The sequence below is a fragment of the Neorhizobium sp. T25_27 genome (genome assembly GCF_002968565.1).
In the GTDB taxonomy this organism is placed as follows: Bacteria; Pseudomonadota; Alphaproteobacteria; order Rhizobiales; family Rhizobiaceae; genus Neorhizobium; species Neorhizobium tomejilense.
The window spans coordinates 218,297-232,964 of sequence record NZ_PVBJ01000007.1; the positions used below are offsets into that span (position 1 = coordinate 218,297).

The 14,668-nt window shown below is 62.2% G+C and carries 16 protein-coding genes and 1 pseudogene; 14 read left to right on the plus strand and 3 right to left on the minus strand.

Annotated features, from left to right (window positions below; genetic code table 11):
• The first annotated feature begins 30 nt into the window (after positions 1-30).
• The 14 genes and pseudogenes from C5J24_RS20290 to C5J24_RS20355 all read left to right on the plus strand — a co-directional run bounded on the left by C5J24_RS20290 (position 31) and on the right by C5J24_RS20355 (position 12,408).
• On the plus strand, positions 31-1,332 hold the full coding sequence (locus tag C5J24_RS20290; RefSeq protein ID WP_105420414.1) for a carbohydrate ABC transporter permease: 1,302 nt from the start codon (positions 31-33) through the stop codon (positions 1,330-1,332).
• 2 nt (positions 1,333-1,334) lie between these two features.
• Positions 1,335-2,192 carry a carbohydrate ABC transporter permease gene (locus tag C5J24_RS20295; protein ID WP_105420416.1) on the plus strand — a complete coding sequence of 286 codons (858 nt, stop codon included), beginning with the start codon at positions 1,335-1,337 and terminating at the stop codon, positions 2,190-2,192.
• Entirely contained in the window at positions 2,192-3,247 is a 1,056-nt protein-coding gene (locus tag C5J24_RS20300; RefSeq protein ID WP_105420418.1) for an ABC transporter ATP-binding protein, read from the plus strand. Before C5J24_RS20295 ends, C5J24_RS20300 begins: the two co-directional genes overlap by 1 nt.
• An 8-nt stretch (positions 3,248-3,255) precedes the next feature.
• Positions 3,256-3,993, plus strand: a pseudogene (locus tag C5J24_RS20305) (glycerophosphodiester phosphodiesterase); the annotation flags it as partial.
• A 15-nt stretch (positions 3,994-4,008) separates the two neighbouring features.
• Complete coding sequence (locus C5J24_RS20310) at positions 4,009-4,998, plus strand: LacI family DNA-binding transcriptional regulator (RefSeq protein WP_105420586.1); 990 nt, start codon at positions 4,009-4,011, stop codon at positions 4,996-4,998.
• A complete protein-coding gene (locus C5J24_RS20315; RefSeq protein ID WP_105420420.1) occupies positions 4,999-5,823 on the plus strand; it encodes an inositol monophosphatase family protein in 825 nt (274 codons plus the stop codon).
• 115 nt (positions 5,824-5,938) lie between these two features.
• On the plus strand, positions 5,939-6,745 hold the full coding sequence (locus tag C5J24_RS20320; RefSeq protein ID WP_105420422.1) for a class I SAM-dependent methyltransferase: 807 nt from the start codon (positions 5,939-5,941) through the stop codon (positions 6,743-6,745).
• Positions 6,746-6,870: 125 nt separating this feature from the next.
• Positions 6,871-7,926, plus strand: coding sequence for a LacI family DNA-binding transcriptional regulator (locus tag C5J24_RS20325; RefSeq protein WP_105420425.1), 1,056 nt, complete (start codon positions 6,871-6,873; stop codon positions 7,924-7,926).
• An 89-nt stretch (positions 7,927-8,015) separates the two neighbouring features.
• Positions 8,016-8,684, plus strand: a complete 669-nt coding sequence (locus C5J24_RS20330) for an amino acid ABC transporter permease (protein ID WP_105420427.1) — start codon at positions 8,016-8,018, stop codon at positions 8,682-8,684.
• A 16-nt stretch (positions 8,685-8,700) separates the two neighbouring features.
• A complete protein-coding gene (locus tag C5J24_RS20335) occupies positions 8,701-9,357 on the plus strand; it encodes an amino acid ABC transporter permease (RefSeq protein WP_105404968.1) in 657 nt (218 codons plus the stop codon).
• A gap of 52 nt (positions 9,358-9,409) precedes the next feature.
• Positions 9,410-10,210, plus strand: a complete 801-nt coding sequence (locus C5J24_RS20340; RefSeq protein ID WP_105420429.1) for a transporter substrate-binding domain-containing protein — start codon at positions 9,410-9,412, stop codon at positions 10,208-10,210.
• 43 nt (positions 10,211-10,253) lie between these two features.
• Complete coding sequence (locus C5J24_RS20345; RefSeq protein WP_105420431.1) at positions 10,254-11,036, plus strand: amino acid ABC transporter ATP-binding protein; 783 nt, start codon at positions 10,254-10,256, stop codon at positions 11,034-11,036.
• A 69-nt stretch (positions 11,037-11,105) separates the two neighbouring features.
• Complete coding sequence (locus C5J24_RS20350; RefSeq protein ID WP_172724077.1) at positions 11,106-12,011, plus strand: 2-hydroxyacid dehydrogenase; 906 nt, start codon at positions 11,106-11,108, stop codon at positions 12,009-12,011.
• Between the two features lie 73 nt (positions 12,012-12,084).
• Positions 12,085-12,408: a hypothetical protein gene (locus tag C5J24_RS20355; RefSeq protein ID WP_105420435.1), complete on the plus strand. Its 324-nt coding sequence runs from the start codon at positions 12,085-12,087 to the stop codon at positions 12,406-12,408.
• A 5-nt stretch (positions 12,409-12,413) separates the two neighbouring features.
• On the opposite strand, the gene C5J24_RS20360 is transcribed toward C5J24_RS20355, so the two are convergent.
• The 3 genes from C5J24_RS20360 to kynA all read right to left on the minus strand — a co-directional run bounded on the left by C5J24_RS20360 (position 12,414) and on the right by kynA (position 14,664).
• Positions 12,414-12,836, minus strand: a complete 423-nt coding sequence (locus tag C5J24_RS20360; RefSeq protein WP_105420437.1) for a VOC family protein — start codon at positions 12,834-12,836, stop codon at positions 12,414-12,416.
• Positions 12,837-12,940: 104 nt separating this feature from the next.
• Positions 12,941-13,750: an AraC family transcriptional regulator gene (locus tag C5J24_RS20365; RefSeq protein WP_105420439.1), complete on the minus strand. Its 810-nt coding sequence runs from the start codon at positions 13,748-13,750 to the stop codon at positions 12,941-12,943.
• A 74-nt stretch (positions 13,751-13,824) separates the two neighbouring features.
• Complete coding sequence (gene kynA / locus C5J24_RS20370) at positions 13,825-14,664, minus strand: tryptophan 2,3-dioxygenase (RefSeq protein WP_105420441.1); 840 nt, start codon at positions 14,662-14,664, stop codon at positions 13,825-13,827.
• Positions 14,665-14,668: the final 4 nt, after the last annotated feature.

The following is a 14,668-nucleotide window of genomic DNA, read 5'->3' on the forward strand; positions in this document are numbered from 1 at the left end:
ACACCCCATCCGTCTCCCAAGGCTTCACCCATGCGAACGTCACGAACGCTCGGACTGGTGATGATCGCGCCCGCCGCGGTCATGATCTTCCTGTTCTTCCTGATGCCGGTCGTCCTGACCGCCATCTTCGCCATGACCAACATGACCACCGCGACCGGCATTTCCGGCGGCGCCTGGCAGGTCACGCAGGGCGCCATCAACCGCCTGAAGGCAGACATGCCGGAACTTGCGGGCGGCATTGCCGAACCGCGTTTCGTCATCGACGAGGAGGGGCTTGCAGCGCTGGAGGCCTTGAAGCTCAAGGCAGGTTTCAGCACTGAACTGCGCACCAGCCACATGGGCGAGGTCTTTCCCTCGCGCCGCGAGGCCGAACGCATGATCAAGGCGCTGAAGGACCGGCCCTCGACGCGCGAGGTCAAGCAGATCTCCGACCTCTTCAACCGTTCGGTTCTGAATACCCGGTTCGAGACCCGAGACGGACTGATGGCGAGCCTCAAGAAGCTGGGTTTCGCTCTGACGCCGGCCGAACAGGAGACGGTCGCCACCGCCACCTATACCGGCTGGGTGTGGACGACGGAAAATTTCAGGATCATCGGCAACTCGCCGGACATGGCGCAGATCTTCCTCAACACCGCCTTCTACGTCTCAGTGACGCTGCTCTTGTTCAACGTCAGCTACGCTCTCTTCCTCGCCATCACGACCCATTACATGCCGGCTTCGACCGCATCCATCTTCCGCGCCATCTGGCTGCTGCCGCGCATCACGCCGGTGGTCATCTACGTGCTGATGTGGAAATGGCTGACCTGGGACAGCGGCTTCATCTCGATGTTCATGGGCCAGTTCGGTTATCCGCCGAAGAACTACCTGCTCGACAGCGCCTACAACGCCTGGTTCTTCGTGATCCTGATCAACGGCTTCATCGGCGCCTCGATGGGCATGCTGGTCTTCTCGTCGGCCATCAAGGCGATCCCGCAGACGCAGTTCCATGCAAGCGAGGTGGACGGCGCCAACCGCTGGCAACAGGTCCGCCACGTCATCCTGCCGCAGCTTCGCTGGCCGATCCTGTTCGTCACCTGCTACCAGACCCTGTCGCTGCTCGCTTCCTTCAACGAAATCCTCCTCTCGACCCGCGGCGGGCCGGGGCGGGCGACCGAAGTCTGGTCGCTCGCCGCCTACCACACCGCGCTCAACAACTATACCGGCAACCTGGAATATGGGCTGGGCGCGGCCATGGCCCTGGTGCTGGTGGTTGTCGGCATCGTCCTGTCGCTCATCTACCTGCGCATCTTCCGTTACGATACGCTGATCTCCAAGCCGCTGATCGAGGATTGAGCATGGCCGAAAAACCGCAAATCTCGTCCAACACCACCTCGGCGAATTTCTCGAGCCTCCCGGTGATCCTGCTGCTCGGCCTTTTCAGCCTGCCGCTGCTGGTGATGTATGCCTATCTCTTCATCGACACGATCAGCGACACCGAGGCCGGCTCGCTGATCCCGAACGAGTTCACGCTGCGCCACTGGAGTTTCCTCTGGGAGACCAAGGCCGGCAAGCCGAACATCTGGCTCGTCACGCTCAACACCTTCATCTTCGCAAGCTGCATCACCGGCGTCATCCTCACGGTCTCCTCGATGGCGGGTTACGTGCTGTCGCGCCTCAACGTGCCGGCACGCGGCTTTTTCCTCGCCGGCGTCATGGTGCTGCATGCCTTCCCGTCGGTGACGCTGATCATCGCCATCTTCATCGTGCTGCAGTGGATCGGTCTCTACAATTCGCTGATAGGGGTGATCCTGGTGAAGGCGGCGGTCGAGCTTCCGCTCGGCATCTGGTTGATGAAGGGGTTCTACGACACCGTGCCCTGGGAAATCGAGATGGCCGGCACCGTCGACGGCGCCTCGCGCTTCACGGTCTGGCGCCGGCTCGTGCTGCCGCAGATCAAACCAGCGGTGATGGCACTTGGCCTCTTTTCCTTCCTCACCGGCTGGAGCGAGTTCATCATGCCGCAGGTGCTGGCGCCGGGCGCGAAAGTGCAGGTCCTGTCGGTCTATCTGGCGGGCCTGATCATCGACGACAACAATTTCGATTTCGGCACCTTCAAGGCCGTCGGCGTCTTCTACGTCGTGCCGGTGCTGATCCTTTACGTCTTTTTCCAGAAGCATCTCATGAACATCTATGGCGGAGGCACCAAGGGCTGATGCGTATCCTGCTCGACAAGTTTTCCAAGAGTTTCGGCTCCACCAAGGTCATCGAGGACATGGATCTCGAAGTGGGTTCCGGCGAAATGCTGGCGCTGCTCGGGCCTTCCGGCTGCGGCAAGTCGACGACGCTGTTTGCCGTCTGCGGCATTCATCGGCCGACCTCGGGCCGCATCATGTTCGGCGACAGGGACGTCACCCATCTGCCGAGCCAGGAGCGCAATGTCGGCGTCGTCTTCCAGTCCTATGCGCTTTATCCGCATATGACGGTGGAGGAAAATATCGGCTTCCCGCTGATGGTGAAGCGGGTTGCCTCCGCCGACATCAAACAGCAGGTCGCTGGCATCGCAGCCCTTGTCCATATCGAGGATCTCCTCGGGCGGCGCCCGGCGCAGCTTTCCGGCGGCCAGCAGCAGCGCGTGGCGCTCGCCCGCGCCCTGATCCGCCGGCCGGACGTGCTGCTTCTCGACGAACCGCTCGCCAATCTCGACGCCAAGCTCCGCCTCGAAATGCGCTCGGAAATCCGGCGGCTGCAGAAGGAAACCGGCATCACCGCCATCCTCGTCACCCACGACCAGGTCGAGGCGATGTCGATGTGCGACCGCATCGCCATCATGAAATCGGGCGAGATCGTCCAGATTGCCACCCCGTCGGAAATGTACAAGGATCCTCGGACGTCCTTCGTCGCCAGCTTCCTCGGCAATCCACCGATCTCCTTCCTCAAGGGCCAGGCGCAGCACGGGGCTTTCGTGCTTGGCGGAAGCGGCTTGCGCCTGCCGCTCGCCACCCTGACCGGCATTCCGGACGGAACCGCGCTCAGCCTTGGCGTCCGCCCGGAGCATTTCGGGACAGCGGGCGGTGTGCCCGTCGAAGGCAAGGTCGTGTTTGCGGAAACGCAAGGCCGCGAAAACCTCTACGACGTCGTTCTGCCGGACGGTTCCGTGCTGCGCTCGATCCAGCCGGTGCGCGACGACGTGAAGCCGGGCGACAGCGTGCGCTGGAACCTCGACAGCGCCTCGACCTTCGTTTTCGCCGAAGACGGACAGAGATTGTGACGGAGGCTTTGATGCACGACTTTTCCGCCTTCTTCGACAAATTCGGCTGGCCGGAAGGGAAGGGCCGGCTGCCATTCTGCATCGGCCATCGCGGCGCGAGCGGCCATGAACGGGAAAACACGCTCACGGCCTTCCGCCGCGCTGCCGAACTCGGCGCCGAAATGTGGGAACTCGACACCCAGATGACGTCGGACGGCGTGGTCGTCGTTTCCCATGACGACCATCTGCAACGCGTCTTCCAGCGGGACCTGTTTATCTCGCAGATGAGTTTTGCAGAGCTGCGCGAGGCGGTGCCGGATGTGCCGAGTTTCACGGAAGTCGCCGCACTCGGCCGGGAGACCGGTTGTGGCCTTTACGTCGAGCTGAAGCGGCCGGGCACCGGTCCGCTCTGCTGGCAGCACCTGAAGGACATGGACCAGCGTTTCGCCTGCCTCGGCTCCTTCGATGTCGCCCAGGTGCGCGAGCTGCGCGAGATGGGCTGCGATTATGCGCTTTCGGTGCTGATCCGTGTCGGCCACGATCCGCATGCGGCGGGGGAGGCGGCGGCCGCCGACATCCTGCATCTGTGCTGGGAAAAGGCGAGCGAGACGCCGCAGGAATTCGTGACCGAGGAACTGATCGACAGGGCTTTCGGCGATGGCAAGGAGCTCGTGCTCTGGCACGAGGAGCGACCGGATGTCCTGAAGGACATCATGGCGCTGCCCGTGCTCGGCATCTGCACCGACCTGCCGGACCTGATGAGACCAAGGGAAACGAACGGCATGTCCCGCGAGCCACGCCGCGTCACCTCCTTCGACGTCGCCCGGGCGGCCGGCGTCTCCCGCGCCGCCGTGTCACGTGCCTTCACCCCGGATGCCAGCGTTTCGGAAAAAACCCGGCAGAAGGTCTATCAGGCGGCCAAGGAACTCGGCTACCGGGTCAACTATCTCGCCCGCAGCCTCACCAACAAGCGGTCCGATTTCGTCGGCCTAGTGGCGGCCGGCCTCGACAACCCGTTCCGCACCCAGCAGCTCGAACATCTGGCCCGCGCGCTGATCGCCCGCAATTACCGGCCGATCCTGCTGCCGACCTCCAAGGAGGCCGACAGCGCCACCGTCATCGGCCAACTGCTGCACTACGCGGTCTCAGGGGTGATCATCACCTCGGATGCGCCGCCCTCGCACATCTTCGAGGAATGTGCGGTCGAGGGCGTGCCGATCGTGCTGGTCAACAAGGGCGAGGATTTTCCCTTCGTCGACCGGGTCGTCTCCGATGACCGGATGTCGGGTTACACGGCCGTCGACCACCTCGTCGAATCAGGCGCCAAGAAGCTCGCCGTCATCGCCGGCACGACTGTTTCCTATTCCTCGCGCCGGCGTGCTGAGGCTTTTCAGAGTCGCTGCCAGATGCTCGGGCTCGATGCGCCGCTCATCCCGGTTGCCATCAACGACTACGCCCATGGGCACGAGGCGGCGCAGGCGCTGATCGACATGGGCATAGACGGGGTGTTTTCGGTCAACGACTACATGGCTTGCGGTGTCCTCGACGGGCTCGCCAGGGCCGGCCGGAGCTACGGCTCCGTCAAGGTAATCGGCCATGACGACATCCCTCAGGCAAGCTGGTCGGCCTATGATCTCACCACCTTCGTACAGCCCTGCGACGTACAGGCGGAACAGGTGATCGATCTCCTGACCAGCCGGATGTCCGAACCGGACGCCGTGGCTCGGGTGGAATTCACGCCGGTGACGCTGATCAAAAGAAGAAGTGCATAAATGGCATCTGCATTCGATCTCTCCTCCCTGCAATCGCGCGAAAGGACCGCAATCGAGGTCGCCCGCCGGGTCGGCATGGGGGCGGCCGCCTTCCGTGCCGAGGCGCTTCCCGAAACGCTCGGTGTCGAGAACAAGGGCCTGCAGGATTTCGTCACCGTTGCCGACAAGCGGGCCGAAGAAGCGATCCGCGCATCCCTGCTCGGTGAATTCCCCGACGATTCCTTCATGGGCGAAGAGGGCGGTGGACATTCCGGAGAACGCGGCACCTGGGTGGTCGATCCGATCGACGGCACCACCAATTTCATCCGCGGTTTTCGGCACTGGGGGGTCTCGATCGCCTTCGTCTCCGGTGGCGAAATCCTGCTCGGCGTGATCTATGACGCCGCACAGGACCGGGTTTTCCATGCGATCCGGGGTGAGGGCGCCTTCAAGGAAGGAAAGCCGATCACGGCGGCCAAGACCAGTGATCCCAACCACGCGATCGCCATTCTCGGCCATTCGCGCCGCACCGATTTCGAGGACTACATCGCCGTCTCGCGCAGGCTTTACGAGCGCGGCATCGACTATCGCCGCATGGGCGCGGCCGCCATCGGCCTCATCCGCGTCGCCGAAGGCGTGTCAGACCTCTATTACGAACGGCACCTTTCTTCCTGGGACATGCTCGCCGGCGTGTTGATCGCCGCGGAAGCCGGTGCGACGATCGCCGTGCCGCCGCTCGAGGAATTGCTTTCGCGGGGCGGGCCGGTGGTCGCCTGTTCGCCGGGGCTTGCCGGCGAATTCGCCTTCCTGATGGAGATGGAAGGCCTGCTCGCTGCTGCGCAGTAGGGCAGGCAGATGGCAGACGGCATCGACGGCGACTTAGAAGGAGCCTGGGCGGGATGCAACCTTCACCCCAGAATGATATGAATAGGCGGATATTCACAATCCATGGGTGGACACGATGGCAGGCGCTTCACGTCACGACGCATGGCAGGCGGGCGACAGTTACGAAATCTACATGGGGCGTTGGAGCCGGCAGATTGCGCCGCGCTTCATCGAGTGGCTTGAACCCGACGATGATCTTGATTGGCTGGAGGTCGGCTGCGGGACAGGCGCGTTGAGCGGCCGCATCCTTTCGGATACCAATCCGAAATCCCTTATCGCCGTCGATCCGTCCGAAGGGTTCCTGGAGAAGGCTCGCTCGACGATCGCCGATCCGCGCGTGGAATTTCAAATCGGCAATGGCGAAGCCCTGTCAATTCCATCGGGCACCAGGGACATGATCGTCTCAGGCCTGGCTTTGAACTTCATACCAGACCGCGAAAAGGCGCTTCTGGAAATGCAGCGGACTGCGCGCACCAAAGCCACCATAGCCTTCTACGTCTGGGATTATCCAGGCGGTGGAGTGGAATTCATGCGGGCTTTCTGGACGGCTGCGACAGAACTGGATCCAGGCGCACGCGACCTTACCGAAGATCGACGCTTCCCCTTCTGCACACTTGAGGGATTAACCGATCTCGCTCACCGAGCCGGGCTTTCCCACGTGGAGGCGACGAAGATCGAAGCGCCCACACGCTTCCAGAATTTCGACGACTTCTGGCATCCATTCACGCTGGGTGCTGGCCCCGCACCCGGTTACTGCGCCAACCTGAAGACGGCCGAACGAGAAAAGCTGCGGGAAAAGCTCCAGGAAAATCTGCCGACGGCAGAGGACGGGTCCATCCCGCTTCGGGTGAGAGCATGGGCAATCCGCGGCAGAAAGCAGTAAGGGGCCTCCGGGGCAACTTGGGCGGCAACGCAAAATGAACGCGTCGGAGCCATTGCCTAACCTATTGTTTTTCCTGTCTATGCCGTTCACTGGTATTCGGATTTCACCTCTGCTAAGTGATATCTATGCCATTCGAAGACAAAAAGAAAAGTCGTGTGACGCTTCTCGACGTAGCGCGGCGCGCCAATGTGTCCCGCGCCACCGCCTCGCTCGTCATCCGCAAGAGCCCGCTGGTCGGCACCGAGACGCGGGCGCGGGTCGAGGAGGCGATGCGCGAGCTCGGCTATGTCTACAACATGGGGGCCGCGCGGCTGAGGGCCGAACGCAGCCACACGGTCGGCGTCATCGTGCCCAATCTGACGAACCCGTTCTTCGCCGAACTGCTGTCCGGCATCGAGGCAGGGATCGATTCGGCCGGCATGGTGGTGATCCTCGCCAATAGCGGCGATCTGGTCGAACGGCAGGACATGGTGATGCGGCGCATGCGCGAGCACGGCGTCGATGGCGTCATCGTCTGCCCGGCGGCTGGCACCGAGCCTGCATTTCTTCACCAGCTTGCCGAATGGGACCTGCCGCTGGTGCAGGTGCTCCGCCAGATCTCCGAAGAAGTCGATTATGCCGGGGCCGACTATGCGGCCGGGATGCGCCAGGCGGTTGATTATCTGGCCTCGCTCGGCCACCGGACGATCGCGTTTGCCGTCCAGGGGCCGATCCATTCCGCCTATCGCGAGCGTGTCGAAGGGTTTCGCGACGCCATGCAGTCGCGCGGGCTCGATCCGAGCATGATCGTACGTGTACCGAACCAGATCGGCGAAATCGCCGACGCGGCGCATCTCTTGTTCGACGAGCACGAGCAGCCGACGGCGGTGATCTGCTTCAACGACGTGATCGCACTCGGCCTTTCCGCCGGCCTCTACGACCGGGGCCTGAAGGTCGGCGAGAATTTTTCGCTGATCGGTTTCGACGACGTGACGGACGCGGAGGCGATGCGGCCGAGGCTCACCTCCGTTTCCACCGCACCCGTGACCATCGGTGCGAATGCCGCCAGGCTTCTCCTCGACCGGCTGCCCGATCCCATCCGCCCGGCTCGGAGGGTCGTGAATGAAACGGTTTTACATATCCGCCAGTCCTGCGGGCCGATCGCCATTTCGCCTGACAACAATCCGCCAGCTTCCGGTTGACGTCCGGATGAAAAGCTTTTAGATCGATCTAAATGGAAAGGCGCCGCAGAGGAGTGGCGCTCTTTCGACATCATTGGGGAGGTCCCAAGTTGTACGCTTTCAATTTCGAGCCCGTATTTGCGGGTTTCGACCAGCTTCTGCTCGGCGCCTGGCTGACGATCCAGCTTTCGGTGGCAGCGATGATCATCGGCTTGATCGTCTCGATCGCCTGTGCCGCGGGCAAGACCTCCGGTATCGCGCCGCTGCGCTGGGTCATCGACGCCTATATCGAGATCATCCGCAACACGCCGTTCCTGGTGCAGATCTTCTTCATCTTCTTCGGCCTGCCGTCGCTCGGGATTTTTCTGACCCCGAACAGCGCGGCGCTCGTGGCACTAGTCGTCAATTTCGGCGCCTACGGCACGGAAATCATCCGCGCCGGCATCGAGTCGATCCAGAAGGGGCAGATCGAAGCCGGCACGGCGCTCGGCCTCTCGAAGCTGCAGGTCTTCCGCTACATCATCATGAAGCCGGCGCTGCGCACCGTCTATCCGTCGCTGACCAGCCAGTTCATCTACCTGATGCTGACCTCGAGCGTCGTTTCGGCGATATCGGCCGACGACCTTGCCGCCGCCGGCAACAATCTGCAGTCGCAGACCTTCGCGAGCTTCGAAGTCTATATCGTCATCACGATCATGTATCTCGTCATGTCGGTCGGTTTTTCTACGATCTTCTCGATGATCGAGAAGGCTGCCTTCAAATATCCGTTGAGCCGATAGGAGCCTGGCCATGCCATTGATCAGACCTTTCGGCATCAACGAATTCTGGATCATCGTGCTCGCCGCGCAATGGACGATCGCACTGTCGGCGATCGCCTTCGCTGGCGGGGGTATCGGCGGCCTGCTGATCGCGCTGCTGCGTGTCTCGGATGCGAAGCTGCCGCGGCTGATCGCCACCGGCTTCATCCGCGTCTTCCAGGGAACGCCGCTCTTGATGCAGCTCTTCCTGGTGTTCTTTGGCATGAACATCCTCGGCTTTGCCATCAATCCCTGGCTTGCGGCAACCGTCGCGCTCACCCTGCATGCGAGCGCCTTCCTCGGCGAAATCTGGCGCGGCTGCATCGAAGCGGTGCCGCCCGGCCAGCGGGAAGCCGCGACCGCGCTCGGCCTGCGCTACTACAACCGGATGCGCTACATCGTCCTGCCGCAGGCCTTAAAGATCGCGGTGGCGCCGACGGTCGGCTTCCTGGTGCAGCTCATCAAGGGCACCTCGCTTGCGGCAATCATCGGTTTTACCGAGCTCACCCGCCAGGGCCAGATCATCAACAATGCGACATTCAGCCCGTTCATGGTGTTCGGCACGGTGGCCGCGGTCTATTTCGTCCTCTGCTGGCCGCTTTCGGTGCTGGCACGACGCATGGAACTCAGATTTTCCCGCGCAACGGCACGTTGACGGGACCCGAGCCGGAGGGAGGAAAGCCGGCACAACAGAAAAGGGTAGGAACATGAATATTTCTAGACGCATGGTTATGGCCGTCATCGGCGCAGGCCTGATGATGGGCGCAGGCGCCTCCACCGCATCGGCACAGACCGTGGAAAGCATCAAGTCCGCAGGCACCGTCAAGATCGGCATGCTGGTCGACTTCCCGCCCTTCGGCATCATGAACACCTCGAACGAGCCGGACGGTTATGACGCCGACGTGGCAAAGCTGCTCGCCAAGGAATTCGGCGTGAAGGTGCAGATCGTTCCGGTTACCGGCCCGAACCGCATTCCCTATCTGCAGAGCAACCAGGTTGACCTGCTTGTCGCCTCGCTCGGCATTACCGAAGAGCGCGCCAAGAGCGTCGACTTCTCGCAGCCCTATGCCGGTATTTCGATCGGCGTGTTCGGCGCCAAGGCGACCGAGGTCTCCAAGCCGGAAGACCTGTCGGGCAAGACGATCGGTGTTGCCCGCGCCTCGACGCAGGATACCGGCGTCACCAAGATCGCTCCGAAGGATGCCAAGATCCAGCGTTTCGATGACGATGCCAGCGCCGTGCAGGCCCTGCTGTCAGGCCAGGTTCAGCTGATCGGCGTCTCGAACGTTGTTGCCGCCCAGATCGAAAAGGCAGCTCCCGGCCGTTTCACCCAGAAGCTGCAGCTCAGCCAGCAGGTTCAGGGCATTGCCGTCCGCAAGGGCTCGACCGAGCTGTTGACGGCTGTCAACGCCTTCATCGCCAAGGTCAAGGCCAATGGCGAGCTCGGCAATATCCATGAAAAGTGGCTCGGCGCGCCGCTGCCGGACTTCGTCGCCAACGCCAAGTAAGACCAGAACCACGCCCAGAACTGAGATCGAAAAGGAGTTCCTCATGACGACTGAGGTGAACGCAAACGCATCGGCCGCGGCCACGCGAGGAACTTCCGAACTTGCCGTCAGGATGGAAGGCGTCAACAAGTGGTATGGCGGCTTTCACGCGCTGAAGGACGTCGAATTGTCGGTCAACCGGGGGGAGCGGATCGTCATCTGCGGCCCTTCCGGCTCCGGCAAGTCGACGCTGATCCGTTGCATCAACCAGCTGGAGACGATCCAGAAGGGCAAAATCGTCGTCGACGGCCATGACCTGACCGCCGGCGGCAAGAACGTCGATATCGTCCGCCAGGAGACTGGCATGGTCTTCCAGCAGTTCAACCTCTTCCCGCATATGACCGTCCTGGAGAACTGCACGCTGGCACCGATTAAGGTGCGGGGCATTTCGAAAGTCGAAGCCGAAAAGATCGCCCGCAAATACCTGGAGCGGGTGCGCATTCCCGAACAGGCGGAAAAATATCCCGCCCAGCTTTCCGGCGGTCAGCAGCAGCGCGTGGCGATCGCCCGGGCGCTGTGCATGAACCCGAAGATCATGCTGTTCGACGAGCCGACCTCGGCGCTCGATCCGGAAATGGTCAAGGAAGTGCTCGACACCATGATTGACCTTGCCAAAGAGGGGATGACCATGCTCTGCGTCACCCACGAAATGGGCTTCGCCCGCCAGGTCGCCGACCGGGTGATCTTCATGGACCGCGGCGAAATCCTCGAAACCGCCGCTCCGGGAGAATTCTTCGGCAATCCCAAGAACGAGCGCCTGAAGATCTTCCTCGGACAGATCTCTTAGACGCTGCTGTCAACTATTGAAATTTAAGGAGTTCCGGACATGAAACCCGATATCCTGCTTGTGGAACCGATGATGCAGTTCATCGAAGACCAGCTCGACGCCGCCTATACCGCGCATCGGCTGTATGACCCGGCGCAGAAGGAAACGCTGGAAGCGGCGTTGCAGAACATCCGCGCTGTCGCAACCGGCGGCAGCACCGGCCTTTCCAACGAGTGGATCGAGAAGCTGCCGTCGCTCGGCGTCATCGCCATCAACGGCGTCGGCACCGACAAGGTCGATCTCAAGTTCACCCGCAGCCGCAATATCGACGTCACCACCACGCCTGGAGTGTTGACCGACGATGTTGCCGACATGGGCATCGCGCTGATGCTCGGCGTGCTGCGCCATATCGCCAAGGGCGACGCATTCGTGCGTGCCGGCAAGTGGGGTGCCCAAGGATTTCCTCTCGGCAACAGCCCGAAGGGCAAGCGTGTCGGCATTCTCGGCCTCGGCCAGATCGGCAAGGCCTTCGGCCGCCGCGCCGAAGCCTTCGGCATGGACGTGCGCTTCTGGAACCGCTCGCCGGTCAAGGACACGACGTGGAAGTCCTGTGCCTCGCCGGTGGCCTTGGCGGAAGACAGCGACGTGCTGTGCGTCATCGTCGCGGCGAATGCGCAGACGAAGGACATCGTCAATGCCGAGGTTCTGAAGGCGCTGGGACCGAAAGGTATCCTGATCAATATCGCCCGCGGCAGCGTTGTCGATGAGAACGCGCTGCTGGCCGCCCTTAACGACGGCACGATCGGTGCAGCCGGTCTCGACGTCTATCTCGACGAACCCCGCATCCGCGAGGATTTCTTCACCGCGCCGAACACGGTGCTGATGCCGCACCAGGGCAGCGCCACCGTCGAAACCCGCGTCGCCATGGGGGAGCTGGTGCTTGCCAACATCGCCGCACACTTCGCCGGCGAAAAGCCGCCGACCACCGTCAATTGAGCAATTCCAGGAAAAGTGTGAAGCGGTTTTCCGTCCGGAATTGCGCAGCGCAAAAGTGAGCCGGAGAAACGAGATGATCATCCGTCAGGCCTTTTTCGAAGGCATGATCCATGCCGGCCAGGAGGATGCCTTCAAGTCCTATGTGGCCGAGAAGTTGATGCCGATGTGGCTTGCTTTTCCGGGCATCAGGGAAGTGCGCGTGCTCTACAATATCGAGCGCGACGAAGGCGCACCGTTCTATCCGATGGTGCTGTCGACCATGTACGAAAGCCGCGAGGCACTGGCCGCGGCGCTCGAATCGCCGGTGCGTTACCAAAGCCGAGACATGACCAAGGGCCTATTGGACATGTTCGACGGCCATATCCACCACCACGTCTTCGATCTGGCGATGGCCTGAGTTCGTCAACCGCCGGCGGTCTTGGTGCCTGAGCCGGGCGCGCGATAGGCGGGCGTGTTCGGCTCGAACAGTTCGATCAGGTTTCCGGACGGATCCTCCAGTAAAATCTGCTTGCCGCCCGTCCCCTGGATGATCTCGTTGTGGAAGCTGCAGCCGGCCAGTTTCAGGCGCTCGACCATCCCATCCAGATCCTTAACGGTCAGATGGATGCGGTTCCAGCCGCCGGGTGCCTGCTGCTCTCCGGACGGCATTGGCGCACCGCCGCCGCCCCGCGGGTTCGGCTGAGACAGATAGAGATGCATGTCGCCGCGTGAAATTTCCGCGAAGGGCGGGGCAGGGTGCATCTCGAGCTTGAAGCCGAGGTGTGCGGTGTAGAAATCGATCGCCGCCTTTACATCGTTGACGATATATCTGAAGCATGCGGACATGGTCTAAGCCCTCCCGGTGTCAGATGGATATCCGAAGAAAAGCCTAACACTCCCGCAACAGAGGGCAAGCGTCATCCGTCTTCCTCCGCGAAAGCTGCTGCACGTCAACGCACCGCAACCGCATAAAGCTGTGGGGAAAGCCCGAAACTGCGGGTGAAGATGCGGGTCATGTGGCTCTGGTCGGCAAAGCCGCTGGCCAGCGCCGCCTCCGCAAGTCCCGTCCCGCCGGCGATCAGCTTTCGCGCCAGCTGGATGCGCCGCTGGATCAGGTAGGCATGCGGAGTGAACCCCGTCGCCTTGTCAAAAGCGCGCAGGAGCTGGAATTGGCTGACGCCTGCGGGGCCTGCCAGGTCGGCAAGGCTGACCGCTTTGGCCGGATCGTCATCAATCCGCTCGCGCGCTGCCCGGATCCCTCGCGGCACCGGTTTCGGCTCCGGCACCTCCCGCATCACCTCGGCCAACAACGTCAGCAGCAATTCCTGGCGGCGGAGTTCGGCGCCGGCTTGCTCGACGGTCATCGCGGTGAACAGCTGCCGCATGGTCGCGGCATGTGGCGGTTGCCGCAGCACCGGATCGGCAAATTCGAACTCGCCAGGCCGGCCCTGGCGGATATCCGCGGCCGCGCCGGCTATCACGTTCGGATCGAAATAGAGCATCTGCCAGAAACGGCCCTCGTCGCCGATCGGCGCGCCGTCATGGACTTCGCCAGGGTTGACGGTGATGACGTCGCCCGGTCCGGCTTCCACCGGACCGCGTCCGCTTGCGGACTTCTGGGCGCCGCTCTCGATCACGCCGATGCCGTACTGGTCATGGGTGTGACGGGCGAAATGGTGGTCGGAGCGGGCCACGACCGCCTGCACGCCGGCCATGCCGCATCGAAACATCCGAAATCCGTTTCGTCCCTTCGTCCGCATCGGCTCCTCGCGTTTGACCCAGCATAACTCGGCTCGAGAAGATCGCCAACCGGCAGGTCCAAGCTTCGCGCGGCTTATAGGACGGTGCGCACCCGCCAGAGTTCGGGAAACAGTTCGACCTCCAGCATCCTCTTGAGATACGACGTTCCCGACGTGCCGCCGGTACCACGCTTGAAGCCGATCACCCGTTCCACCGTGGTGACGTGATTGAATCGCCAGCGGCGGAAATAGTCCTCGAAGTCGACCAGCTTTTCGGCGAGTTCGTAAAGCTCCCAATAGGTGCCGGGCGCGCTATAGACCTGTTTCCAGGCCTCCAGCACCTGCTTGTTCTCGATGCGTTTTGTGCGCCAGCCGGTTCTGGCCGCGTCCTCGCCGATATCGAACCCGCGCCGGGAAAGCAGCATCAGCGCCTCGTCGTAGAGGCTCGGGCGGGCGAGGATGCCCTCCAGCATCTCGATGATATCGGGCCGATGCGCATGCGGCCCGAGCATCGCGACGTTGCGGTTGCCGGCAAGGAACTCGATTGCGCGGTATTGATAGGACTGGAAGCCGGAGGACTGGCCGAGCGAGGCACGGAATTCCGTATATTCGCTGGGCGTCATGGTGCGCAGCACGTCCCAGGCATTGTTGAGCTGTTCGAAGATGCGGGCGACGCGGGTTAGCATCTTGAAGGCTGGCTGCGGATCGTCATTGCGGATAGCCTCGATCGCCGAGGTGATCTCGTGGATCGCAAGCTTCATCCACAGTTCGGACGTCTGGTGCTGGATGATGAACAGCAGTTCGTCATGCGCCGCCGAAATCGGCGCCTGCGCGTCGAGCACCTTTTCGAGATGCAGGTAGTCGGAATAGGACATCTTCTCGCGAAAAGACATTTCCGCGCCGTCTTCGCCGGGATCGTAAGGTTTCGAGCTCATGATG

What these genes read in the sequence shown, in the direction of transcription:
- C5J24_RS20355 (WP_105420435.1), top strand. Translation starts at nt 12,085, where the DNA reads ATGATCATCCGTCAGGCCTTTTTCGAAGGCATGATCCATGCCGGCCAG.
- kynA (WP_105420441.1), bottom strand. Translation starts at nt 14,664, where the DNA reads ATGAGCTCGAAACCTTACGATCCCGGCGAAGACGGCGCGGAAATGTCT.
- C5J24_RS20315 (WP_105420420.1), top strand. Translation starts at nt 4,999, where the DNA reads ATGGCATCTGCATTCGATCTCTCCTCCCTGCAATCGCGCGAAAGGACC.
- C5J24_RS20365 (WP_105420439.1), bottom strand. Translation starts at nt 13,750, where the DNA reads ATGCGGACGAAGGGACGAAACGGATTTCGGATGTTTCGATGCGGCATG.
- C5J24_RS20295 (WP_105420416.1), top strand. Translation starts at nt 1,335, where the DNA reads ATGGCCGAAAAACCGCAAATCTCGTCCAACACCACCTCGGCGAATTTC.
- C5J24_RS20325 (WP_105420425.1), top strand. Translation starts at nt 6,871, where the DNA reads ATGCCATTCGAAGACAAAAAGAAAAGTCGTGTGACGCTTCTCGACGTA.
- C5J24_RS20350 (WP_172724077.1), top strand. Translation starts at nt 11,106, where the DNA reads ATGATGCAGTTCATCGAAGACCAGCTCGACGCCGCCTATACCGCGCAT.
- C5J24_RS20290 (WP_105420414.1), top strand. Translation starts at nt 31, where the DNA reads ATGCGAACGTCACGAACGCTCGGACTGGTGATGATCGCGCCCGCCGCG.
- C5J24_RS20340 (WP_105420429.1), top strand. Translation starts at nt 9,410, where the DNA reads ATGAATATTTCTAGACGCATGGTTATGGCCGTCATCGGCGCAGGCCTG.
- C5J24_RS20300 (WP_105420418.1), top strand. Translation starts at nt 2,192, where the DNA reads ATGCGTATCCTGCTCGACAAGTTTTCCAAGAGTTTCGGCTCCACCAAG.
- C5J24_RS20320 (WP_105420422.1), top strand. Translation starts at nt 5,939, where the DNA reads ATGGCAGGCGCTTCACGTCACGACGCATGGCAGGCGGGCGACAGTTAC.
- C5J24_RS20360 (WP_105420437.1), bottom strand. Translation starts at nt 12,836, where the DNA reads ATGTCCGCATGCTTCAGATATATCGTCAACGATGTAAAGGCGGCGATC.
- C5J24_RS20345 (WP_105420431.1), top strand. Translation starts at nt 10,254, where the DNA reads ATGACGACTGAGGTGAACGCAAACGCATCGGCCGCGGCCACGCGAGGA.
- C5J24_RS20310 (WP_105420586.1), top strand. Translation starts at nt 4,009, where the DNA reads ATGTCCCGCGAGCCACGCCGCGTCACCTCCTTCGACGTCGCCCGGGCG.